This window comes from Paenibacillus abyssi (assembly GCF_014640295.1).
GTDB lineage: Bacteria > Bacillota > Bacilli > Paenibacillales > Paenibacillaceae > Paenibacillus_D > Paenibacillus_D abyssi.
Genome location: NZ_BMGR01000010.1, coordinates 162,193 through 184,855, shown reverse-complemented (window position 1 = coordinate 184,855; position 22,663 = coordinate 162,193). Strand labels below are relative to the sequence as shown.

Annotated in this window: 24 protein-coding genes; 21 read left to right on the top strand and 3 right to left on the bottom strand. The window is 54.5% G+C overall.

Going from position 1 to position 22,663, the window contains the following annotated elements; genetic code table 11:
- The first annotated feature begins 24 nt into the window (after positions 1 to 24).
- Genes IEW11_RS16085 through IEW11_RS16070 form a run of 4 tightly spaced genes read left to right on the top strand, consistent with a single transcriptional unit; the run spans position 25 to position 2,677 of the window.
- Complete coding sequence (locus tag IEW11_RS16085; RefSeq protein WP_188532088.1) at positions 25 to 327, top strand: thiamine-binding protein; 303 nt, start codon at positions 25 to 27, stop codon at positions 325 to 327.
- Positions 317 to 1,081, top strand: a complete 765-nt coding sequence (locus IEW11_RS16080) for an ABC transporter permease (RefSeq protein ID WP_188532087.1) — start codon at positions 317 to 319, stop codon at positions 1,079 to 1,081. Before IEW11_RS16085 ends, IEW11_RS16080 begins: the two co-directional genes overlap by 11 nt.
- Before the next feature lie 3 nt (positions 1,082 to 1,084).
- A complete protein-coding gene (locus tag IEW11_RS16075; protein WP_188532086.1) occupies positions 1,085 to 1,858 on the top strand; it encodes an ABC transporter ATP-binding protein in 774 nt (257 codons plus the stop codon).
- 33 nt (positions 1,859 to 1,891) lie between these two features.
- Positions 1,892 to 2,677 (top strand): TatD family hydrolase, encoded by a 786-nt coding sequence (locus IEW11_RS16070; RefSeq protein ID WP_188532085.1) that lies wholly within the window; start codon positions 1,892 to 1,894, stop codon positions 2,675 to 2,677.
- A gap of 55 nt (positions 2,678 to 2,732) precedes the next feature.
- Here IEW11_RS16070 and IEW11_RS16065 read toward each other — a convergent pair whose 3' ends face one another.
- The gene (locus IEW11_RS16065) at positions 2,733 to 3,071 is read right to left on the bottom strand and encodes a L,D-transpeptidase (protein WP_188532084.1); all 339 of its coding nucleotides are present in this window, start codon (positions 3,069 to 3,071) and stop codon (positions 2,733 to 2,735) included.
- Positions 3,072 to 3,446: 375 nt separating this feature from the next.
- On the opposite strand from IEW11_RS16065, the gene rsmD reads away from it, so the two are divergent.
- Both rsmD and coaD read left to right on the top strand, forming a co-directional pair.
- Positions 3,447 to 4,040 carry a 16S rRNA (guanine(966)-N(2))-methyltransferase RsmD gene (gene rsmD, locus IEW11_RS16060; protein WP_188532083.1) on the top strand — a complete coding sequence of 198 codons (594 nt, stop codon included), beginning with the start codon at positions 3,447 to 3,449 and terminating at the stop codon, positions 4,038 to 4,040.
- Positions 4,027 to 4,530: a pantetheine-phosphate adenylyltransferase gene (gene coaD / locus IEW11_RS16055; RefSeq protein WP_229725338.1), complete on the top strand. Its 504-nt coding sequence runs from the start codon at positions 4,027 to 4,029 to the stop codon at positions 4,528 to 4,530. Before rsmD ends, coaD begins: the two co-directional genes overlap by 14 nt.
- Here the strand turns inward: coaD and IEW11_RS16050 are convergent.
- Positions 4,527 to 5,735, bottom strand: coding sequence for a nucleoside recognition domain-containing protein (locus tag IEW11_RS16050; RefSeq protein WP_188532082.1), 1,209 nt, complete (start codon positions 5,733 to 5,735; stop codon positions 4,527 to 4,529). The genes coaD and IEW11_RS16050 overlap by 4 nt on opposite strands.
- A 101-nt stretch (positions 5,736 to 5,836) precedes the next feature.
- Here IEW11_RS16050 and IEW11_RS16045 point away from each other — a divergent pair, with 101 nt between their 5' ends.
- Positions 5,837 to 6,886: a YlbL family protein gene (locus IEW11_RS16045; RefSeq protein ID WP_188532081.1), complete on the top strand. Its 1,050-nt coding sequence runs from the start codon at positions 5,837 to 5,839 to the stop codon at positions 6,884 to 6,886.
- Here IEW11_RS16045 and IEW11_RS16040 read toward each other — a convergent pair.
- Positions 6,876 to 8,117: a nucleotidyltransferase gene (locus tag IEW11_RS16040; protein WP_188532080.1), complete on the bottom strand. Its 1,242-nt coding sequence runs from the start codon at positions 8,115 to 8,117 to the stop codon at positions 6,876 to 6,878. The genes IEW11_RS16045 and IEW11_RS16040 overlap by 11 nt on opposite strands.
- A gap of 154 nt (positions 8,118 to 8,271) precedes the next feature.
- On the opposite strand from IEW11_RS16040, the gene IEW11_RS16035 reads away from it, so the two are divergent.
- From IEW11_RS16035 to ffh, 14 genes are all read left to right on the top strand, one after another.
- Complete coding sequence (locus IEW11_RS16035; RefSeq protein ID WP_188532079.1) at positions 8,272 to 8,778, top strand: YceD family protein; 507 nt, start codon at positions 8,272 to 8,274, stop codon at positions 8,776 to 8,778.
- A gap of 48 nt (positions 8,779 to 8,826) precedes the next feature.
- Entirely contained in the window at positions 8,827 to 9,000 is a 174-nt protein-coding gene (gene rpmF / locus IEW11_RS16030; protein ID WP_188532078.1) for a 50S ribosomal protein L32, read from the top strand.
- Between the two features lie 204 nt (positions 9,001 to 9,204).
- Complete coding sequence (gene fapR / locus IEW11_RS16025) at positions 9,205 to 9,801, top strand: transcription factor FapR (RefSeq protein WP_188532136.1); 597 nt, start codon at positions 9,205 to 9,207, stop codon at positions 9,799 to 9,801.
- Entirely contained in the window at positions 9,785 to 10,774 is a 990-nt protein-coding gene (gene plsX / locus IEW11_RS16020) for a phosphate acyltransferase PlsX (protein ID WP_188532077.1), read from the top strand. The genes fapR and plsX overlap by 17 nt, the downstream gene beginning before the upstream one ends.
- 10 nt (positions 10,775 to 10,784) lie before the next feature.
- Complete coding sequence (locus IEW11_RS16015; protein WP_188532076.1) at positions 10,785 to 11,771, top strand: beta-ketoacyl-ACP synthase III; 987 nt, start codon at positions 10,785 to 10,787, stop codon at positions 11,769 to 11,771.
- A 22-nt stretch (positions 11,772 to 11,793) separates the two neighbouring features.
- Positions 11,794 to 12,729 carry an ACP S-malonyltransferase gene (gene fabD / locus IEW11_RS16010; RefSeq protein WP_188532075.1) on the top strand — a complete coding sequence of 312 codons (936 nt, stop codon included), beginning with the start codon at positions 11,794 to 11,796 and terminating at the stop codon, positions 12,727 to 12,729.
- A gap of 38 nt (positions 12,730 to 12,767) precedes the next feature.
- The gene (gene fabG / locus IEW11_RS16005) at positions 12,768 to 13,520 is read left to right on the top strand and encodes a 3-oxoacyl-[acyl-carrier-protein] reductase (protein ID WP_188532074.1); all 753 of its coding nucleotides are present in this window, start codon (positions 12,768 to 12,770) and stop codon (positions 13,518 to 13,520) included.
- Between the two features lie 126 nt (positions 13,521 to 13,646).
- The gene (acpP, locus tag IEW11_RS16000) at positions 13,647 to 13,880 is read left to right on the top strand and encodes an acyl carrier protein (protein ID WP_188532135.1); all 234 of its coding nucleotides are present in this window, start codon (positions 13,647 to 13,649) and stop codon (positions 13,878 to 13,880) included.
- A 149-nt stretch (positions 13,881 to 14,029) separates the two neighbouring features.
- The gene (gene fabF / locus IEW11_RS15995; RefSeq protein ID WP_188532073.1) at positions 14,030 to 15,271 is read left to right on the top strand and encodes a beta-ketoacyl-ACP synthase II; all 1,242 of its coding nucleotides are present in this window, start codon (positions 14,030 to 14,032) and stop codon (positions 15,269 to 15,271) included.
- The gene (gene rnc / locus IEW11_RS15990; RefSeq protein ID WP_188532072.1) at positions 15,261 to 15,962 is read left to right on the top strand and encodes a ribonuclease III; all 702 of its coding nucleotides are present in this window, start codon (positions 15,261 to 15,263) and stop codon (positions 15,960 to 15,962) included. Before fabF ends, rnc begins: the two co-directional genes overlap by 11 nt.
- A gap of 140 nt (positions 15,963 to 16,102) precedes the next feature.
- Positions 16,103 to 19,678: a chromosome segregation protein SMC gene (gene smc, locus IEW11_RS15985; protein ID WP_188532071.1), complete on the top strand. Its 3,576-nt coding sequence runs from the start codon at positions 16,103 to 16,105 to the stop codon at positions 19,676 to 19,678.
- Between the two features lie 63 nt (positions 19,679 to 19,741).
- A complete protein-coding gene (ftsY, locus tag IEW11_RS15980; protein WP_188532070.1) occupies positions 19,742 to 20,737 on the top strand; it encodes a signal recognition particle-docking protein FtsY in 996 nt (331 codons plus the stop codon).
- A 115-nt stretch (positions 20,738 to 20,852) separates the two neighbouring features.
- The gene (gene ylxM, locus IEW11_RS15975) at positions 20,853 to 21,224 is read left to right on the top strand and encodes a YlxM family DNA-binding protein (protein ID WP_188532069.1); all 372 of its coding nucleotides are present in this window, start codon (positions 20,853 to 20,855) and stop codon (positions 21,222 to 21,224) included.
- 32 nt (positions 21,225 to 21,256) lie between these two features.
- The gene (ffh, locus tag IEW11_RS15970) at positions 21,257 to 22,645 is read left to right on the top strand and encodes a signal recognition particle protein (RefSeq protein ID WP_188532068.1); all 1,389 of its coding nucleotides are present in this window, start codon (positions 21,257 to 21,259) and stop codon (positions 22,643 to 22,645) included.
- Positions 22,646 to 22,663: the final 18 nt, after the last annotated feature.

The window sequence follows — 22,663 nt, the reverse complement described above, 5'->3', positions numbered from 1 at the left end:
ACATAAGAAAGGAGATCCAAAACAATGGCTAACGCGCTGCTCAGCATTCAAATTATACCGCGTACGCCGGGAGGGGAGAATGTCATCCCTTATGTGGACCGTGCGATTGAAATCATCAAAGCGTCTGGTTTGCCGTACCGGGTTGCGCCGCTGGAGACGACGATGGAGGGCGAGCTGAACCACTTGCTGGAGGTCGTCAAACAGATGAACGAGGCAATGACGGAGATGGGCTGCCCTTCCGTCATCTCACAAATCAAGATTTACTATAACCCGCAGGATGGCGCCTCCATGGACGTGCTGCTGGAGAAATATCCCGATGGGCAGTAAGTGGGCGAAAGTATGGCCCCCGCTCATGGCAATGATCGCGTTCCTGCTCGTGTGGCAGGGCGCGGTCTTCTTTTTCAGGCTGGAGAAATGGTTCCTGCCCGGTCCGGCAGCAGTCGTGCAGGAGGCAATCTCCATATGGCCGCGCTTGTGGGAGCACACCGCCGCGACGATCCGTTTAACGCTGCTTGGGTTTTCGCTCGGGGCTTTGACAGGCATCATCGTCGGCGGCCTCCTTCATCTTGTTAAGCGCGTTAAGCTAAGTGTCTATCCGCTGCTCGTATTGTCGCAGAATATTCCGATCATTGCGCTTGGGCCGCTGCTGGTCATGTGGTTTGGCTTCGGGCTGCTGCCCAAGGTGCTGCTGATCATCCTGGTTTGCTTTTTCCCGATATCGGTAGCCATGATGATCGGGCTGGCCAACAGCGATCCGCGGCTGATGAATTATATGCAAATGATCGGCGCGAACAAGTGGCATATCTTTCGGAGGCTCGAGCTTCCCCATGCGCTGCCGTATCTGTTCTCCGGCTTGAAAATTGCTGCGGCTTACAGTGTAACAAGCGCCATCGTCGCGGAATGGCTCGGCTCGAGCAAGGGTCTCGGTTACTTTATGCAGCTGTCGTCCAAGGGGTTTATGGCGCCGCGGGTATTCGCGGCCGTGCTGATCACGATTACGCTAAGCATGAGCCTGTTCGGCATCATTGCGCTGGCGGAGCGCTGGATCATTCGCTGGCAGCCGCGCAAGGAAGGGGGATAAAACGTGACATCTGCATTGGAAGTAAGAGAAGTGCATAAACGGTTTGGACGGGGCGGCGCGGCGGTGGATGTGCTTGGCGGGGTGTCGTTTGCGGTGGAGGAAGGCGAGTTTGTATCGTTGATCGGTCCAAGCGGCAGCGGCAAAAGCACCTTGTTTCAATTGATTGGCGGCCTGGAGCAACCGCATAAGGGAGAAATCCGCATTGGCGGCCAGGTGACGACCGGACAGCGAGGACACATTGCCTACATGCCGCAGCAAGCTTCCCTGCTGCCTTGGCTCACGGTGGCGGGCAATGTAGAGCTGGCGCTTGAAGTGGCCGGGACAGCAAGGGAAGAGGCGCGTGAGCTGACCGGCAGCTGGCTGGCGCGCGTCGGATTGGAAAGCTATGCGGGCGAATATCCGCATGTATTGTCAGGCGGGATGCAGCAGCGCGTGTCGTTTCTGCGAGCGCTGCTGACGCCGCGGAGCTTAATGTGCCTGGATGAGCCCTTCGGCGCACTTGATGCGCTGACGCGCATGCAGATGCAGCAGTGGCTGTTAAAGCTGTGGGAGGCGAATCGGCGTTCCGTATTGTTTGTGACGCACAGTATCGAAGAGGCACTGCTGCTGTCCGACCGGATTGTCGTGTTGTCTGCATCGCCGGCTGTCGTCATCCGCGAGCTGCGGGTGCCGTTCGAACGTCCGCGCAGCGAGACGCTGTGGACGGATCCGGAGTTCAACCGGCTCAAGCAGGAAATCTACGCGCAGCTAAGCCAGGGAGAGCCGGCAGCCCGGTAGAGAATCAGGTTAAATGTGAGGAGGGGCCCAGCTATGATCGATGCTCATATTCATATAGACTTATACCCGGAGCCTGAACGCGGGGCGATGCTGGATGAAGCATTTACGTCAGGCCTTCAAGCGGTTATAGCGGTGTCTATGCATCTGGAATCCTGCAAAGTGAACCGCGAGCTGAAGCAGCGCTACGGCGGCCGGGTAATAACGGCATACGGATATCATCCGGAGCAGCCGCTTCCTGACGAAGCTGAACTGGATTCGTTGTATAACTGGATTCGAGAGCGGCACGGGGAAGGCGAACGGTTTGCGATCGGCGAGGTAGGCCTGCCTTATTATTCGCGGACAGAGGCGGAAGCGGCCGGCAGGCTGTTCGATGAAGCGCCTTATGAGGCGCTGCTGGAGCGCTTCGTTGCGCTGGCCGCAGAGCTGGATCTTGCGGTGGTGCTGCATGCGGTCTACGAGGATGCGGATAAAGCGTGTGCGCTGCTGGAGAAATATGAGGTGCAGCGCGCGCATTTCCACTGGTTCAAGGGCGCGCCGGAAACGGTGGAACGGATGATCGCCCGCGGCTACCGGATTTCAGTTACGCCGGATGTCGCATACGAGCCGGAGATTCAAGCGATTGTGCGCCGGTATCCGCTGGAGCTTATGATGGCGGAGACCGACGGGCCGTGGCCGTTTGAAGGCCCGTATGAGGGAAAGCGGACGCATCCGCTGATGGTCAAGGATGTTGTCGCGAAGATCGCGGAGCTTAAAGGGGTGGCTTTTCCGGCAGCGGCAGAGCAGATACGCAGCAATACGGAATTGTTGTATAAGATTTGAATGTCGAGCAAAGATTGCGGTCCGTCTCTTGAAAAGAGAAGGCCGTATTTTTTGTTCAGGGACGTATCGTCACGCGGGTGCCAACCGGGACGAGCTCTGACAGCGCGAGCACATCTTGATTGTACATTCGGATGCATCCGTGCGATACGAGCTTGCCGATCGAGGAAGGATCATTGGTGCCGTGGATGCCATAATGCGGTTTGGACAATCCCATCCAGAGCGCGCCGAAAGGCCCGCCTGGATTCCGTTGTTTATTGATAATCGTATACTCGCCCGTTGGGGTTTGCGTAACCATTTTACCGACCCCTACGGGAAAAGCGCGGACAACGGCGCTGTCATCAAGCAAGTAGAGCTTGCGTTCGGACAGGTCGATGATGATGCGATAGCTTGGCATTTTCACCACTCCTTTTACAACAGGTTATGAGCGGTGTGGCCGGAAAGGTTCTTTTCTTTTAGGGCATGATTTGCAGCAGCGGGATATAAAAAAATCGAGGCTCCCTTTCGGGAGCCTCTTTCATGGGAGAGGAGAAACCGGACGAAGAGCTTATGGGGAAACGTAAGTCTTCTCCGCGGTTGTCTACGACATCTCTCGATGCCGATAATTAAAGGATTGCCGATTTCGGCACAATTATACATCAGGGGATAAACAATTATTCCGCAGCCCCCTGTTTTGAGGAACCGCTGCAGTCAGGAAAAGCTCCTTTTTTTCAAGCGGGGAAAATTGTGGTACGATAGCAGAAGAAATTTTTGACGAAGGGAGCGGGCAGTATTGAGAGTGATCGCGGGTGAGGCGAAGGGCAGGCCGCTTAAAGCGGTTCCCGGAAATCATACACGGCCGACAACGGACAAGGTGAAGGAAGCGATGTTCAGCATGATCGGTCCGTTTTTTGACGGCGGCATCGCGCTCGACCTGTTCGCAGGCACGGGCGGCTTGGGCATCGAGGCGCTTAGCCGCGGCGTAGAACGGGCTGTGTTCATCGATCTTGACCGGCACAGCATTGAAGTGATAAGGCGCAATGTGGAAGCGGCCGGCATGACCGGACGTGCGGAAATATACAAGAACGAAGCGGAGCGGGCGATCAAGCTTTTGCAGAAGCGGGAGCTCAGCTTCAGCCTTGTTTTCTTAGATCCGCCCTATAAGCTGAAAAATGCCGACGCGCTCATGCTTGAGCTTGCGCAGCGGGGAATGCTTGAGGAAGATGCGATCATTGTCGTCGAGCATGAGTCCGGGCACCGGTATGCGGAGCAGTTTGGCGGTTTTGAACAGTATAAGCAGTCTCAATATGGAGAAACGACTGTATCCGTATACGCTTACAGGCCGGAGCATAATGAAACAGGAGGAACGTCCCATGTCATCCTTTGAACGAATTGAGAGAGTTGCTGTCTATCCGGGCAGCTTTGATCCTGTAACGCTAGGCCATCTGGATATCATCCATCGGGCGGCGAAGCAGTTTGACCGGCTGGTCGTTGCGGTGCTGAACAATATGAGCAAGCAGCCGTTATTTACAGTGGAGGAGAGGAAGGAGCTGCTCCGCCAGGTGACAAGCGACCTGCCTAATGTGGAGGTTGACAGCTTCCGCGACCTGCTTGTCCGGTATATGCGTTCCAAGAACGCGCAGGTCATCGTTCGCGGCATACGGTCTGTGACGGATTTTGAATACGAGCTGCAGCTGGCTTCCACGAATCATCATTTGGATGGCGGCATTGAGACGATCTTTATGATGACGAATCCGAGATATTCTTATTTAAGCTCCAGCATTGTCAAGGAAATCGCGAAATTTAACGGCGATGTGTATGAATTGGTTCCGCCTGAAGTGGGGCGGGCGTTAACCGGGAAATACAGCCGGAGCTAGGCGGCTTGGCGGCGGTCAAAAAGCCATACGCAGCAGGACAGGACAACCAGTATAAATGTAATGGCGCCCAGCAGGGCGACCGAGTAAGGAAGCAGTTGCCATAATGAAGGAAGCTCGGCCAACCGGATCGGAGACTGCGCATAGAGCGCACTGCCGCTGGCGAGGTTTTGATGGAATGCGTAGGTGTCCGCAGATGAGCCGTTCGTGTAAAGCCATGCCTGAAACGGTTTCCACAGCAGCATCGCCATGCCGAAGGCAATCACCGCATGCAAGGCACGCGCAAGCACAAAGGGAATAAACCTCAGGTCGGTTCCCGCAATCACGCTGTTTGCTTGGAGCAGGCTGCTCCAGCCGCCCCAGCTTAATACGGCGGCGATCGCCGCAAGAGCCAGCGGTGTTCCTAAAGGCAGGCTGAGCAAGCTGGCCGAGTAGGCCCCGAGATGGCTCTCGTACAGTCCGGAGAAGGCAAGGAAGGACAAGTGATCCGGAAGCGAAAGCTGCAGCAGGCGCACGAGCAGGGAGCAGACAATCATTAAGCCGCCGATCGTCATCAGCTTCTGTACACCGGAGGTTACGGCATCGCCCAGCACTTTGCCGAAACTTCGCCCGTCTTCCCTGCGCCCGGCCATCATTGCTCTGCCTGCCCGTTTGAACAAGCTTTCAGAACGATTGTCAATCATAAAAGACGAAGCGGATCGCGCAGGTCTTGGAAGGAGCAGCATTAATGCGCCGCCAAGCATTGCGGATATCCAAACCGTAATCGCGATAAAAGCCCCGAGCGGCGGATGATGCAAGAACCCCGCTCCAATCACAACCAGCATGAACATCGGGCTGGGCATATGGGAGAGGGCCAGCAGCCATTGTCCTTCACTGCGGCTGACGGCCTGCCTTTTTCTTAATAAAGCGACAGCTTCCGCTCCGGCCGTATTGCCGGCTGTCCATCCAAGCGCAATCGCCCATGCCGCAGCGCCCGGCAGCCCCAGCATACGCCGCATGATCGGGTCCAGTAGCGCGCTGAGTGCGTGGATGGCGCCGAAGGCAAGCATAAGCTCCGCGAGTACGAGGAAGGGCAGCAAACCGGGAAACACAATATTCCACCAGACAGATAGCCCTTGTAATGCGGCATGAAACGCTTCGTCGGGTTGTTGAACAATGGAGGCAACGAGCCACAGAGATATCATGCCAAGAATCACGGTTCGCACCATTATGCTCCAACCTCCTCTTGATTTGGAATTTGGACAGACATTACAATGTACGCAAACGCTGCAAGCGTTAGACCAGCGTTTGAAATTGAAGGAGGATAAAGATGCCTGCCGGAAAACAGAGCTTTATGAGCAGCATCTGGCGTCCTGCGCTGTCTGCGGCGCTGTTGATGATATTTTTGCTCTATATTCCTACGCCCTTCGTTGTGTATGAGCCGGGCATCGTAGAGCCTGTTACGCCGATGATAAAGGTTGCGTCGGGAGACCCGCCGGGAGAGGGTAAGTTTATGTTAACAACCGTTCATATGTCCTTTGCTAATTTCTGGACGGTTGCCCGAACCGCTTGGGAGGATGATATGCTGCTGCTTCGGAAGAAAGATGTATTGGGCGGCAAGACCAGAGAGGAATATGTGGAACGGCTGGTGGTCGTCATGCAGAACTCGCAAAGCGATGCCGTGGAGGCGGCTTATCGGTTTGCGGGCGTCAAGTATGCCATTCAACCTGAGAAGCTCGTTGTTACGGATGTCAGCTCACAGGCTGAAGATGGCTTCCATGCAGGCGATGTATTGCTCAGCGTGAACAGCAGCGAAATTAAGGATGCGGATTCGTTAGCAAAGCTTCTCGCTGCAGGCGGGACGGGGGAAACACTGGTATGGTCTGTGCTTCGGCAAGGACAGGCTGTAGAGCTGAAAACGACGCTTCAGATGATTCCAGGCGAGCCTGCCGCCAGCGATTTGCCGAAGATGCTGGGCGGTGTTCTGCTGACGGAAATAAGAAATATCGTTCCGGAAGATAAGAGCAAGGCGATACAGATCGCCGCCGGAGAGATTGGCGGTCCTTCCGCAGGATTAATGTTTGCGCTGCAGATGGTGGATTATTTGACGGCAGGCGATTTATCCGGCGGGCTGCTTGTTGCCGGCACCGGAACAATAACGCCGGAAAGCACGGTCGGGCCGATCGGCGGCATAGCGTTGAAAGTAACGGCGGCCCACCGCAAAGGCGCGCAGCTCTTCCTCGCGCCAAAGGAAAATGTGCAGGAAGCCAAGGCGCAGGCGGAGAAGATCGGCTCGTCCATGCGCGTTGAGGCTGCGGGTTCGCTGCAGGAGGCTGTTGAAGTATTGGCTAAGATAGAAAAACCGCCGGTCAGATCATGACCGGCGGTCTGTAGTAATCGCGAAACATCGATTTGGATGATACACCGGCCTGAGCGAGCGAGTAGACGGATGCAGCCTGGATATCCAGCTCCAAATACCGCAGTCCATCAGGTGAGCGGGCGGCGGTGAGCAGAACCGGAAGCCTCGCTGTCTTTTTCATCCGCTTTAGCAAAGTCCTGCCCTTGTCCGTAAAGCCAAGCACGCGGATGTAATCTACGCCGCCCTGCAGCCGGTCGGGATGCAACATAGCCTTGCGATGGCCGAGCAGCACGGCCAACAGCGCCCGCTGCAGCTTGGTGCGTGTATAACGCCGGGTCTTGAGCGATTGGAGCAGCGCATCAAAATCGAGGCTGTCCAGTTGAGTGAGTGTCTGCCGCAGTCGAAACTCCAGTCCTTCGTTCATCTCATGGAACGAGGACAGCTGTTGTGCGTTTTGGGAAGCGAGCAGGTGGAGCAGTGCAGGGAAGAAATGATCCCAGGTGACCGGTCCTTGGCTGCTGTTCCATTCACGTTCCAGTATGTCAAGGGTGGAGCCAGGCACATAAGAGGAGATCGCTCCCAGAGTACGATCCTCCGTAAGCATCCGCCGGATGGCCGTTGCGCTTGCGATTTGCCGGTCCGTGATCTCGGTTTGGTGGTAACCGGCTTTTTCCCTTATAATCGTATAAGGCTCAATCCGGCTGTTGATTCTCTCAAGCGCGATTAAATAATGCAGGCCAAGTGTGTTATTGGGTTTACCCAGCGGATAATTAGCGGCTTGCGTTTCGCCGCGTTCTTGCATATAACGCTTGACCGCGCTGCTGTAAGCGGATGGATAGCTGGCGCCGGTTTTTAACGTTTCCCTAAGAAGCGTTTGAAACGCCTCCGGCTCGCTCGCTAATGTCCGTGCAATGAGGCGCAGACTGCGCAGATCGCCGCTTTCGCTGCCAAAGCAGATCGAATCGACGATTCCCGTCGCATCAAGCAGCGATACGGCGCCGAACGCGAACCATTCCGCCGCTTGTGCAGCGTAGGCAACGGGCAGTTCAATGACAAGATCGCATCCGCCGCGCAGCGCCATCTCGGCACGGGACCATTTATCCACAATGGCCGGTTCGCCCCGCTGCAGAAATGGTCCGCTCATGACGGCAACGACGGCATCAGCCTGCGTTATTTTGACGGATTGCTGTAAATGATACAAATGTCCGTTGTGAAATGGGTTATACTCAACAATGATACCGACGGTCCGCATAGCTTTCCTCCGAAACGATTAGGTCCTCCCAATATAACACGGTTTGGCCTAAATCGCCTATTCGACATTTTATTTGGCATTTCTATACGTGAAAATGTTGACAAAACAGCTGGCTGGTCGATATAATAATCTTTGTTTGTTTGGAGTGATCTTAATGTTGATACGCATACAAGAAATGTTGTCCAAAGGGACAAGGGTTCCGATTCATACGACAATGAACGTTGATGAACTGCTTAAGAACAACAAGGATGTTCTGAAAGCAGGGCCGCTTGATATCCGGCTTGAGGCAAGTGCCGAAGAGAAGGTCGTCAAAGTGGAGGGTGAGCTGGCCATCGATCTCGAACTCGCTTGTTCACGTTGTTTGGAGCCCACGCATGAACATGTGGATATTCCTTTCTTTGAACGCTTCCAGACGCTTAAAGCGGCGGACGGCGAAGAAGAGGATGAGGATATTATTAAGGTGAAGGAAGACAAGGTCGACCTGACGCCTTATGTTGAAGAATCGTTGCTGCTTCATGTACCATTCATACCGCTCTGTCAGGAGAACTGCCAAGGCTTATGTCCGCAGTGCGGAACCAATTTGAATGAACATCAATGCGGCTGCGCGCGCGAGGGCGTTGATCCGAGATTCGCGGCGCTGAAAGATTTATTCAAGCCATAATGAACGAACAGTAAAACGCTGTGTTATTCTGTGAAGGAGGTGGGAAAAATGGCAGTACCACAAAGAAGAACATCCAAAACTCGTCGCGACAAACGCCGCACGCACTTCAAACTGATGGTGCCGGGTATGGTCAAATGCGAGCAATGCGGAGAGTTGAAGCTGGCTCACCACGTGTGCAAAGTGTGCGGAACCTATAAATCGAGAGAAATTATCAAGCAATAACAGTTTTTACAAGTAGTACTTCATCCTTGGTGAGGTGCTATTTTTTTGCCTGAATACGGCAGGCGGCTATTCGCAGCAATATCGTAACAGCCGTTGCTTCCTGCCGTATTTTTCTTTATACTGAAATTAGTACCTGGTGATAATATCTGACGTTGAAGCCGAGTATACTATAATGATACAAAGGTGGTGCGGACCATCGAACGTCTGCCCAAACGCCAGCGGCAGCAGCAGTTATCCAAGCTGATTGAAGAGAATCCGTTTATTGCGGATCGCGAATTGAACCGGCTGCTCAAGGTGAGCATCCAGACGATCCGGCTTGACCGGATGGAGCTTGGCATACCGGAGCTCCGGGAACGCGTGAAGCTGATGGCCGAGCGCTCCTACGATGCGGTGCGGTCGCTGCCGCTGCATGAAGTCATTGGTGATATTATTGATTTACAGTTGGATAAGAGCGGAATCTCGATTTTTGATATTCGTGAAGAACATGTATTTTCCAGAACCGGAATCGCGCGGGGCCATCATGTCTTTGCCCAAGCGAACTCGCTGGCCGTTGCCGTTATTAATGAGGAAATCGCCCTGACCGCTTCGGCGGACATCCGGTTTATCCGTTCAGTTAAGCTGGGGGAAAAATGTATCGCTAAGGCGTATGTAAGATCGAACTCCGGAGGCAGCAGCAAAGCAAAAGTGGAAGTGTTCACGTATGTAGGCGAAGAAATGGTTTTTCAAGGGCATTTTATCATTTATCGATCCGCTGGTGGCGCGAACATCGAAGGGGGAGACGAAAATGCGGATCGCAATTGATGTTATGGGCGGCGACAATGCGCCAGCGGCAATCGTGCAGGGAGCGCTGGACGCGGCGGCTGAATGGCGGGATACCCAGCTCGTTCTGGTGGGTGATACGAAGCGGATTGAGCCGCTGCTGAAGGGACAGGCTCCCGGCAATGTGGAGCTTCGGCATGCTTCCGAGGTGGTGGAGCCGGACGAGGAGCCCGTCAAAGCGATTCGGCGCAAGAAGGACTCCTCAATGGTTATAGCCGGCAGGCTTGTCCGCGAAGGGGAAGCCGATGCGATGATCTCCGCAGGCAACACAGGCGCCTTGATGACGGCCGGGCTGCTGGTGGTCGGGCGCATCGAAGGCATAGAGCGCCCAGCGCTTGCGCCGATGGTGCCGACGCTGGATAACATCGGTGTACTCGCGCTTGATCTGGGCGCGAACATGGATGCCAAGCCGGAGCATTTACTGCAGTATGCGCTGATGGGAAGCATTTATCGTGAAAAGGTTCATAAGATGGCAAGGCCGCGGGTCGGCTTGCTTAATGTCGGCACAGAAGCGAAAAAAGGCAATGAGCTGACGAAAGCCGCATTCGACCTGCTTGAGTCGGCGCCGATTCATTTTGTCGGGAATGTGGAGGCACGGGATGTATTGGCCCGCAATTGCGATGTTTTGGTGTGCGACGGCTTTGTCGGGAATATTATGCTTAAGGCGATGGAAGGGACGGCAAGTACGGTCTTCTCTGTCCTGAAAGAGGAATTTACGCGTTCGTGGCTTACAAAGCTGGCTGCGGCGATCATGCTGCCCAAGCTTCGCGGCTTCAAACAGAAGATGGACTATAAAGAACACGGCGCTGCCCCGCTGCTCGGCGTGAACGGCTTAGTGATGAAAAGCCATGGCTCTTCCGATTCCGTAGCCGTCAAGAATGCCGTGCGGCAGGCGCGGATCGCGCTGCAGAGTAATTTAATTCAATCCATCACAACGGAAATTAGCGGGAAGTGAGTGTGACCCTATGAATTTGCATCCGGTCGGAATTATTGGAACGGGAAAATATGTTCCCGATCGCATATTGACCAATCAAGAATTGGAACAAATGGTGGATACGAATGACGAATGGATCGTTACCCGCACAGGCATTCGTGAGCGCCGGATGGCTGCTCCGGAGCAGGCCACATCCGATCTTGCTTATGAAGCGTCGAAGCAAGCGCTGGCTGCGGCAGGCATAACGGCGGAAGAACTGGACCTCATTATTGTAGCGACAGTTACGCCGGATATGTTTTTCCCGTCTACGGCCTGCCTGCTGCAGGATAAGCTCGGCGCGCGCAAGGCAGCGGCCTTCGATCTGTCGGCGGCGTGTTCCGGATTTATCTATGGTTTGGCGACAGCCTCGAGCATGATCGCATCGGGGATGTACAAGCATGCGCTTGTCGTTGGCGCGGAATGCTTGTCCCGCATTACGGATTATACGGATCGCAATACATGCATTCTGTTCGGCGACGGTGCAGGAGCGGTCGTTCTCGGACATGTGCCGGAAGGGCGGGGATTCCGTTCGTTCGAGCTGGGCGCCGACGGTGCCGGCGGCGAATTGTTGAAGGTATGCGGCGGCGGTTCGCGTGTTCCTGCGTCTGCAGGGAGCGTAGATGATCGGCAGCATTTCATTCAAATGGCCGGCAGCGAAGTATTCAAATTCGCCGTGCGGATTATGGGAAGCGCGGCTGAAGATGCGTTACATAAAGCCGGAATGACAACATCGGATATCGATCTGCTGATTCCTCACCAAGCCAACATCCGGATTATCCAATCCGCATTGAATCGACTGAATCTGCCTGAAGAAAAGTGCATGATCAATTTGCATAAGTACGGCAATGTTTCGGCCGGCTCCATTCCGATTGCACTGGCTGAAGCTGCCGAGGAAGGCCGGATTAAGGAAGGCGATAAGCTTGTTTTTGTCGGTTTTGGCGGCGGATTGACTTGGGGAGCATCGGTACTTATTTGGTAATAGGCAGGAGGTCTTTGGATTCATGGGCAAAATTGCATTTGTATTCCCCGGCCAAGGGGCGCAAGCCGTCGGCATGGGGAAAGATGTATATGATTCGATTGCAGCATCGCGCAGCGTCATTGACCGTGCGGATGAAGCGCTTGGCTTTAAGCTCAGTGATATTATCTTTGACGGACCTGACGAGCTCTTGAAGCAGACGGCGAATACGCAGCCGGCATTGCTCGCCGTCAGCGTGGCGCTGCTCGAGGCGTTCCGCGAGCGCGGAATGACACCGGATTATGTTGCCGGCCACAGTCTTGGCGAATACAGCGCGCTTGTTGCGGCCGGTGTACTGAGCTTTGAGGATGCGGTGCGGACGGTTCGCGCCCGCGGTGAGTTTATGGAGCAGGCGGTTCCGGGCGGGCAAGGAGCAATGGCTGCCGTTCTGGGCGCCGAGCGCGAAGCGCTGGCCCAGCTGTGTAGTGCGGTCAGCGCTGAAGCCGGTGCGGTGGAGCTCGCTAACGTCAACTGCCCGGGGCAGATTGTGGTGTCGGGCTCGGCAAGCGGTGTGGCAGCTGTCGTGGAACGCGGCAAGGAAGCCGGAGCCAAGCGGGTCATCCCGCTTGAGGTTAGCGGCCCGTTCCATTCCTCGCTCATGCAGCCGGCAGCGGGGCGTTTGCAGGCGGTACTGGAGAGCTTGACGCTTCAGGATGCTGGCATTCCGGTCATCGCGAACGTTACAGCGCTGCCTGTCCAGGATGCGGAGTCGATCCGCAAGCTGCTGGTGGATCAGGTCGTATCTCCCGTATTATGGGAAGATAGTGTCCGTTATATGATCGAGCAGGGCGTTGATACCTTTGTTGAGATCGGTTCCGGTACGGTGCTGGCCGGCTTGATCAAGAAAATTGACAAAAGCGTAACCATCCTGTCCATCAACAGCCTGACTGCGCTCGAAGCGGCGGTATCCGCCGGTTCATAAGGGAACGCGAAGTATATATCAAGTTGGGAGGGGTTACAATGTTTGGAGATTTATCAGGCAAAAGAGCGCTTGTGACGGGTGCGTCAAGGGGGATCGGCCGGGCCATCGCATTGGCGCTTGCCGAAGGCGGCGCGGATGTGGCCATCAATTATTCCGGCAGTGAAGCCGCAGCCACCGAAACGGCGAAAGCTGTAGAAGCGCTCGGGCGCCGTGCGCTGATCGTTCAAGCGAATGTGGGCAAGCCCGATGAGTTCGACCGGATGGTAAGTCAAGTAATTGAATCGTTCGGTGCAATCGATATTCTTGTGAACAATGCCGGCATTACAAGAGATAATCTCATCATGCGGATGAAAGAGGAAGAGTTCGATCAAGTCATCGAAACGAATCTGAAGGGTGTATTTAACGGGATCAAAGCCGTTACCCGTCCGATGATGAAACAACGCTCAGGCCGCATTATCAATATTTCGTCTGTTGTGGGTGCGCTTGGCAACCCGGGACAAGCGAATTATGTTGCGGCCAAAGCTGGCGTGATCGGGCTGACAAAGGCCACGGCACGCGAGCTGGCATCGCGCGGCATCACGGTTAATTGCGTAGCGCCTGGTTTCATTGAAACGGATATGACCGACAAGCTTCCAGCCGAGATGCGGGAGCAGCTGTCCGGCCAAATTCCGCTGGCCAGACTCGGCCAGCCGCAGGACATTGCGTCGGCCGTGCGATTCCTGGCTTCCGATTCGGCTGCCTATATGACGGGCCAGACGATACACGTTGACGGCGGCATGTATATGGGATAAAATACGCAAAGCCGGCGTCTGGAATCGGTATGAAACAAGGGGACAAAGCAGTCCGTGAAGGATTGTGAATGCCGTATGGCAATTTGTCCACAATTCTCGTATAATACCAAAGAGGAGGTGAACCGGATGTCCGACGTATTTGATCGCGTAAAACGCATCGTCGTTGACCGCCTTGGCGTTGACGAAGCTGAAGTCTCGCTGGAAGCATCTTTTAAGGATGACCTTGGCGCTGATTCTCTCGATGTCGTTGAATTGGTCATGGAACTAGAAGACGAGTTCGACTTGGAGATCTCTGATGAAGATGCAGAGAAAATCACCAGTGTGGGAGAAGTAGTGAATTACATACAATCTCATACGTAAGGTTTACAGAGTCCCGTTAAGCCAACGGGACTTCTCTCCATTTCGAATGTTCAAGTTTTATCTAACATGAAGATGAAAGCGGAAGCTTTTACATAAAAATAATGCTGGCATAATGTACTCCATTTTGCTGTCCGTAGAGGTGATTGGGTATGAAGCAAAGAGTTGTAGTTACCGGCATGGGGGTCATGACCTCGCTCGGCCATGATTTAGAAGAATTCTGGGGCAACTTGTTGGCAGGGAAATCTGGCGTTTCGTTGATTGAAGCGTTTGACGTATCGGAATATCCGACGCGCATTGCAGCGGAGATTAAAAATTTCGATCTTGAACAGTTTGGCGTGGATAAGAAAGAAGCGCGCCGTATGGACCGGTTCGTGCAGTTTGCCGTCGCTGCGAGCCAAATGGCGATTAAGGATGCGAACCTGAAGATCGGCGAGGATGCCGATCCGGAACGCGTCGGCGTCATGATCGGCTCGGGAATCGGGGGCCTTGGCACTTGGGAAGACCAGCATAACCTGCTGCTCGAGAAAGGGCCAAAACGCGTGAGCCCGTTCTTTATCCCGATGATGATCGCGAACATGGCTTCCGGCCAAGTCTCGATGTCGACCGGAGCGAAGGGGCCTAATAGTACCGCAGTTACCGCATGTGCGACCGGTACGCATTCCATCGGCGACTCTTTCAAGATGATTCAGCGCGGCGATGCGGACGCCATGATCTGCGGCGGTGCGGAAGCGACGATTCGTCCGACCGGCATGGCCGGCTTTTGCGCGATGCGCGCAATGTCGACCCGCAATGACGAGCCTGCAAAAGCAAGCCGTCCGTTCGATACCGGCCGCGATGGCTTCGTCATGGGCGAAGGCTCAGGCGTTCTTATCTTGGAATCGCTCGAACACGCGCAAAAGCGCGGCGCGCGCATCTATGCTGAAGTCATCGGTTATGGCATGAGCGGTGACGCGCATCATATGACGGAACCGGATCCGGATGGAGCTGCCCGCTGTATGACCCATGCGCTGCGTGACGCCGGGTTGCAACCGGAGGAAGTGGATTACATTAACGCGCACGGAACTTCGACGCCGGTAGGTGACCGGTCCGAAACCTCCGCAGTCAAGAAAGCGTTCGGCGAGCATGCATACAAGCTGGCTGTTAGCTCGACAAAGTCGATGACTGGCCACTTGCTCGGTGCAGCCGGCGGCGTGGAAGCGGTCATTCTTGGCTTAACCCTTCAAAATGGCGTGATTGCTCCGACGATTAATTTGGAAAATCAAGATCCTGAATGCGATTTGGATTACGTGCCGAATACCCCGCGCGAAGCGGATGTGAAGACAGCGATGTCTAACTCCTTTGGGTTTGGCGGGCATAATGCAACTATCGTGATGAGGAAGTATGAAGGCTAATCGATTTAATGAGCTCCAGCAGCGGCTGGAGCTGCGTTTCCGGCGCGGCGCGCTTTTGAAGCAAGCTTTCACGCATACCTCCTATGTGAACGAACATCGGCACGGCTCGGTGGAGGACAATGAGCGCCTGGAATTTCTCGGAGACGCGGTGCTGCAGCTGCTGGTTTCCGAGCATTTATACGTATCTTATCCGCAGCGGCCCGAAGGTGAATTAACGAGGATGCGTGCATCGATCGTCTGCGAGCCTTCGCTGGCCCGGTTTGCCGAGCTGCTGGATTTCGGGTCCTACGTGCTGCTCGGTCGCGGCGAGGAACAGCTTGGCGGCCGGCAGCGACCTGCGCTGCTGGCGGATTTATTCGAGTCGTTTATCGGTGCATTGTATTTGGATCAAGGCTTGGAGCAGGTCAAATCGTTTCTCGCTGAGCGGGTATTCCCGCATATTGAGAATGATGGGCCTATGCTGGTCAAGGATTACAAATCCAAGCTGCAGGAACGCGCGCAGCACAGCTCGCTCGGCCCTGTGGAATATCGGGTTGTCGAAGAACGCGGACCTGCGCATGACCGGGAGTTTGTCGTTGAGGTCAATCTTGGCGACGAGCGCTTTGGCAGCGGGATTGGCCGCACGAAGAAAGAAGCCGAGCAGCAGGCAGCTTCAGAAGCATGGCGCCGTCTGCTTAGCAACGGAGAATAGGCACAGGTCCCGGCGGAAGCCGGGGCCTGTTATTGTTTTGCGGCGACAGCCGTTTCAGCTCATTAAGGGCTTTTACTTATTTTTGCTCTACGTTTTGGTTAGGCTTATGGTACAATAATCGTTGAGGTGAAGGTGCAAAAATGTTCCTGAAACGAATCGAACTATCCGGATTTAAATCGTTTGCCGATCGGACCGAGCTGGAATTCGTGCGCGGCATTACAGCGGTCGTAGGGCCGAACGGCAGCGGCAAGAGCAATATCTCAGACAGCATCCGTTGGGTGCTGGGGGAGCAGAGCGCGAAAAGCTTGCGCGGCGGAAAGATGGAAGACATCATATTTGCCGGCAGCGATGCGCGCAAAGCGGTTAACTATGGAGAAGTGTCCTTAACGCTGGACAATACGGAGCAGACGCTGCCGCTCGATTTCAATGAAGTGACCGTCACAAGGCGGGTGCATCGAAGCGGTGAGAGCGAGTATTTGATTAATAAGCAGTCCTGTCGGTTGAAGGATATTACGGAGCTGTTCATGGATACCGGGATCGGAAAGGAAGCTTATTCGATTATCGGGCAAGGGCGGATCGAAGAAATTTTGAGCACACGCTCAGAGGACCGCCGCGGAATTTTTGAGGAAGCGTCAGGTATCGTCAAATATAAATCACGGAAACGCGAAGCGCAGAAAAAGCTGGATGAGACCGAGCAAAATTTGCTGCGGATCCACGACCTTGTCTCCGAGCTGGAAGACCAAGTCGAGCCGCTGCGCGAGCAATCCGAAAAGGCGATTCATTATAAAGAGCTAAGAGAGCAGCTGAAGACAAAAGAAATATCGATGTATGTTCATCAGATCGAACAGGTACATAGTTCTTGGACGGATTCTACCGCCAAGCTGGCCAAGCTGCAGGAAGAACAGCTTCTTTTGGCATCTGTCGTCAGCAAGCATGATGCGCATTTGGAAAAGGATCGCATGTTGCTTCGCGATCTGGAGGCGGCGCTTGATCAGCTCCATGAGTCGATGCTGCAGTACAGCGAGGAATATGAGAAGTGTGAGGGCTACGGCGAGGTACTGAAGGAGCGCAAGCGCAATCTGGAGCAGAATCACAAGCAGCTGGAGGAAACGATAACCGCTCAAAATGAGCGCATAGCCGGCCTTGCTTCCGAGGAAGCGGAGTTTCGCGGCAAAGCGGTTGTGCTTGAGGCCGACTTGGCCGCGCTGCAAGCGCGTTTGTCAGAAGAACAAGCGAACCTTCTGGGCGTAGCTGGTGAGATGGGCAGCGATTCGGAGGAGTCACTGAAGGGTGAATTGCTCGATGTGCTCAGCAGTATGGCGCAAGCCCGCAACGAAATCCGCTATGCAGAGCAGCAGCAGGAATCCGTGCAGCGGAGAATGGAACGGCTCGGTGATGAAGAGTCGAAGTGGCGAGAGCAGTTAGGCAAGCTTGAGGCACGCCGCGGTACGCTGCAGAAGAAGCTCAATGAGACGCTGTCCGATCTGGAAAAGGTGCGCACCAGTTATATAGAGGAGAACGAAAAGACGCTGGCGCTGCAAAAATTGCTCGAGGAAGCGTCAACTACTTCCCGTAAATGGGAGCAGAAGCAGGACGCGCTTGTGTCACGCCGCGATACGATGAAGGAAATGCAAAACGATCTGGACGGTTTCATGCAGGGCGTAAGAGAAGTGCTCAAAGCGTCCAGACGGCAGAGCGGAGGGCTTTCCGGAGTTCATGGTGCGGTTGCCGAGCTGATGCGGGTGCCTGAAAAGATTGAGGTCGCTGTGGAAACAGCGCTCGGGGGCGCGCTGCAGCATGTCGTTATGGGAGATGAACGTTCCGCGCGTGAAGCGATAGCGTTCTTGAAGCAGCGCCAGCTTGGGCGTGCGACCTTCCTGCCGCTCGACGTTATTAAAGGGAGATACATTCCGGAAAGTGACAAACGGACGATTCAAGAATTGGACGGATTTGTCGGTGTGGCGGCGGAATTGGTGTCCTGTGATGAAACCTATAAGGCCATTATTAATAATCTTTTGGGCAACGTGCTGATCGCTTCAACATTGGAACAAGCGAACCGCATCGCCTCCAGATGCCAATACCGCTACCGGGTCGTCACGCTTGAAGGGGACGTCGTTAACGCGGGCGGCTCGATGACAGGCGGCAGCCTGCAGAAGAAAGGCGCAAACCTGCTCGGACGGACCCGTCAAATCGAGCAGTTGGACCAAGAGATCAAAGAAACGGCACAGCAGCTTGTGAAGCTGAAGGATCGAATCGACGATGTCCGCAAGGAACTGTCCATCCGCAACCAGAACATCGAAGAGTTAAGAGAGCGCAGTGAGCGCCTGCGCATTGAAGAACAGCAGGTGCGGGCGGAGCTGCAGCAGATGGAGCATGAGAGCCGGAATCTCGAGGAACAGCGCCAGCTGTTCGAGGAGGATCGCAGCGGCCATTCGGCCGAGCAGCGCGATCTGGCCGCAGCAGCTGCCGCAGCAGAAGCAAGGCTGGTTCAACTGACCGAGCAGGAAGCGAGACTGCAGTCGGCGATCAAGCTTGCGGAGGATCGCCGGAAGGCAAGCGAATCCGCGAAGGAGGAACTGCAAGGGCAGCTCACGGACCTGAAAATCATGGTCGCGAAGACAGAACAGGAAAAGCATTCCTACGAGGATCAAGCTGCCAGAGTCCGTTCCGACATCAACCGTGCCAAGCAGGAGCTTGCAGGGATGCGCACGCTGCTTACGCAGCAGGAAGAAGAAATAAAAGGTCATGGCGAGGAGAGCGTCAAACAGGTAGAAGATTTGAACCACTACCGTTTGAAGAAGCAGAAATGTGCGGAGCAGACCGACTTCAAACGCTCGGAGCGGGCGGAGATGATCCGTCAGCTTGAGCTGGGAGAAAGCGAGACGAAAGAGCAGCGGGCACAGCTTCGCCAGGTGGAGGAGCAGATGCGGCAGACCGAAATCGCCGTGAACCGCCTTGATGTCGAACTGGACAATGTGCTGCGTAAGCTAAGCGAGGAATATGAGCTCAGCTTTGAATTGGCCAAAGAGCGCTATCCGGTTCCCGAGGATGTCGCCGGCACCCAGAATGAAGTGCGTGATTTGAAGCGCCGAATTACGATGCTTGGCGATGTTAATCTGGGGGCAATTGAGGAATACGAGCGTGTCAAGGAACGATATGAGTTTTTGAGTGAGCAAAAAAATGATCTTATCGAAGCTAAGACTACGCTTTATCAGGTGATACGGGAAATGGACGATGAGATGTCCAAACGTTTCAAAACAACGTTCGATGCCATCCGCAGCCATTTTGTCGTCGTGTTCGCCAAGCTGTTCGGCGGCGGGCGTGCCGACCTGATTATGGTCGAGCCGGACCGGGTATTGGATACAGGGATCGATATTGTCGCCCAGCCTCCAGGCAAAAAACTGCAAAATCTTCAACTGCTGTCCGGCGGCGAACGGGCGCTGACAGCGATTGCGCTGCTGTTCGCGATTCTGCAGGTGAAGCCTGTGCCATTCTGTGTGCTCGATGAAGTCGAGGCCGCACTGGATGAAGCCAATGTAGCGCGGTTCGCGCAATATTTGCGCGAGTTCTCTGAATTAACGCAGTTCATCGTGGTTACGCACCGTAAAGGCACGATGGAGGAAGCGGACGTACTGTACGGCGTCACGATGGAAGAGGGCGGCGTATCCAAGCTCGTATCGGTTCGCCTCGAGGACGAGGAAGCAGTATCGGCCTAACGGCGGCTTGCGGGACTGATGGGGTAACTTTAGTGCTTTTATAAAGGAAGGAAGATAATCACGATGAGTTTTTTTAAACGCTTGAAGGAGAGCATCGCCACCAAAACGGAAGCCGTCACAACGGTCTTTAAGGAAGGATTGACAAAGACCCGAACGGCATTTGTGGAGCGGGTCGAGGAGCTCATCACCCGCCGTAAAAAAATCGACGAGGAGTTCTATGAGGAGCTGGAGGAAATATTGATCGGCGCCGACGTTGGTGTCAGCACGGTCATGCAGCTCATTGAAGAATTGCGGGTTGAAGTGAAGAAACGGAAAATCGAGGATGCGTCGGATTTGCAGCCTGTACTCTCTGAGAAGCTCGTCGAGCTGCTGAAGGGCGATGAAAATCCGGGATTGCAAATGGCTGACAGCGGCATGACAGTCATCCTATTTGTGGGCGTTAACGGAGTGGGTAAGACGACAACGATCGGCAAGCTGGCACACCGTTTTAAGAGCGAGGGCAAAAGCGTCATGCTTGCAGCAGGGGATACCTTCCGCGCGGGCGCAATTGAACAGCTGGAGGTATGGGGCCAGCGTGTAGGTGTTGAAGTCATAAAACAGCAAGCGGGTTCCGACCCTGCGGCCGTCATGTACGATGCCGTCCAAGCGGCGAAGCAGCGGGGCATAGATGTGCTGCTGTGCGACACGGCCGGCAGGCTGCAGAACAAAACGAACCTGATGGAAGAGCTGAATAAAATTTTCCGGGTAATCAAGCGCGAAGTGCCGAGCGCGCCGCACGAGGTGCTGCTTGTGCTCGATGCGACGACCGGCCAGAATGCGCTTAGCCAGGCTAAGCTGTTCGGGGAAAAAAGCGGTGTGACCGGTTTGGTGCTTACCAAGCTTGACGGCACGGCAAAGGGCGGTATCGTCATTGCGATCCGCAACGAGCTCAATCTGCCTGTAAAATTCGTCGGTCTGGGTGAGAAAATGGGTGATCTGCAGGAGTTTGATTCGGAGCAGTTCGTGCATGCTTTGTTTGCGGGTCTGATACAGAAGGAAGAGCAGCAGGGCGAAGCTTGATCAAGGAAAATAAACTGACAAGGTATTTTACTTGACAGGCGCTTGCGCTTGGGATAAGATAAGAAGCGTTGAAGTGCTGTAAAGGTGTTTTGCTTGACGGGAGGAGGGGCTAGCGGTGACAACGATAGAACCGGGTGCCCTCGGAAAGACAAACCGTATCAATTTACTATTTGATTTTTATGAGCCGCTGCTCACTGAAAAGCAGCGTACGTTTCTTAAATATTATTTTCACGATGATTATACACTTGGAGAGATTGCGGCTGAGTTTGAGATCAGCAGACAAGCCATTTACGAACATATTAAACGTGCAGAGCAGGCGCTTGAAGGGTATGAAGAAAAGCTGGGGCTGCTGTCCCGCCACGAAACGGTTCGGAGCTTGATCTATGAGCTGGAGACAGCCGTAACACGGATGACCGGGCAAGGCGATGACAAAGAACGTTTGCTTGGTCTTGTGAAAGCCTTGAAACAGGCGGAAGGTTCAGAATAAAGGTTCATTCGTTATTCAGGAGGTGACGGTTCATGGCTTTTGAAGGATTGGCGAGTCGTCTTCAGAATGTGTTCGGCAAGCTGAAAGGCAAAGGGAAGGTTTCGGAGGAAGATGTCTCGGAAGCGATGCGCGAGGTACGACTGGCGCTGCTGGAGGCAGACGTTAACTTTAAGGTTGTCAAAGAATTCATCGCTAAAGTAAAAGAACGTGCGATCGGCCAAGATGTGATGAAAAGCTTTACCCCAGGCATGGTCATCATCGATATCGTTAATAAAGAGCTGACGGAATTGATGGGCGGTACGCAGAGCAAGCTCGCCAAAGCGAACAAGCCGCCGACGGTCATTATGATGGCCGGTCTCCAGGGTGCCGGTAAGACGACGACCTCCGGCAAGCTGGCGAAGCTGCTGCAGAAGGGCAACCATAAGCCGCTGCTTGTAGCCTGCGACATCTATCGTCCTGCCGCAATCAAACAGCTGCAAATACTGGGAGAGCAGATTGGTGCTCCGGTTTTTTCGATGGGAGACCAGACGAATCCGGTTGAGATTGCGCGCGCTGCGATTCAGCATGCGAAGGAGAACAACAACGATTATGTGATCGTGGATACGGCGGGCCGTCTGCACATTGATGAAGCGCTGATGGAGGAATTGAAGCAGATCCATGCGACAGTGAAGCCGGATGAGGTGCTGCTTGTTATCGATGCAATGACCGGCCAAGATGCTGTCAATGTAGCGGAAAGCTTCCACAGCCAGCTGGCGCTTAGCGGCGTTGTGCTGACGAAGCTGGACGGCGATACAAGAGGCGGCGCGGCCTTATCGGTTAAAGCGGTAACGGGCTGCCCGATCAAATTCGCCGCGATGGGCGAGAAGATCGACTCCTTGGAGCCGTTCCATCCCGATCGAATGGCGTCGCGGATTCTCGGCATGGGCGATATGCTCTCGCTGATCGAGAAAGCGCAGTCGAATATCGATGCCGAAAAAGCGGCGGAGATGGAACGCAAGATGCGCAATGCGGAATTCACGTTTGATGATTTTCTGGAGCAAATGGCACAGGTGCGCAAGATGGGGCCGATCGACCAACTGCTTGAAATGATGCCCGGCATGAACAAGATGAAGGGCCTGAAGGATATCAAGGTCGATGAGCGTCAGATCGCGCGCGTCGAAGCGATCGTGAAGTCAATGACGAAGGAAGAAAAGGGCAAGCCTGATCTTCTGAACCACAGCCGCCGCAAGAGAATTGCGGCAGGCAGCGGCACGACAGTCGCTGATGTTAACCGCTTGATCAAGCAGTTCGACGATATGCGCAAGATGATGAAGCAGTTCTCGTCGATGATGGGCGGGCCCAATGGCCCTAAGGGCGGCAAAAAAGGCATGAAGGGTATGAAAGGTCTGCTCGGCAAAGGGATGAAGTTCCCGTTCGGATAATAAGCAAGACAGCTATCG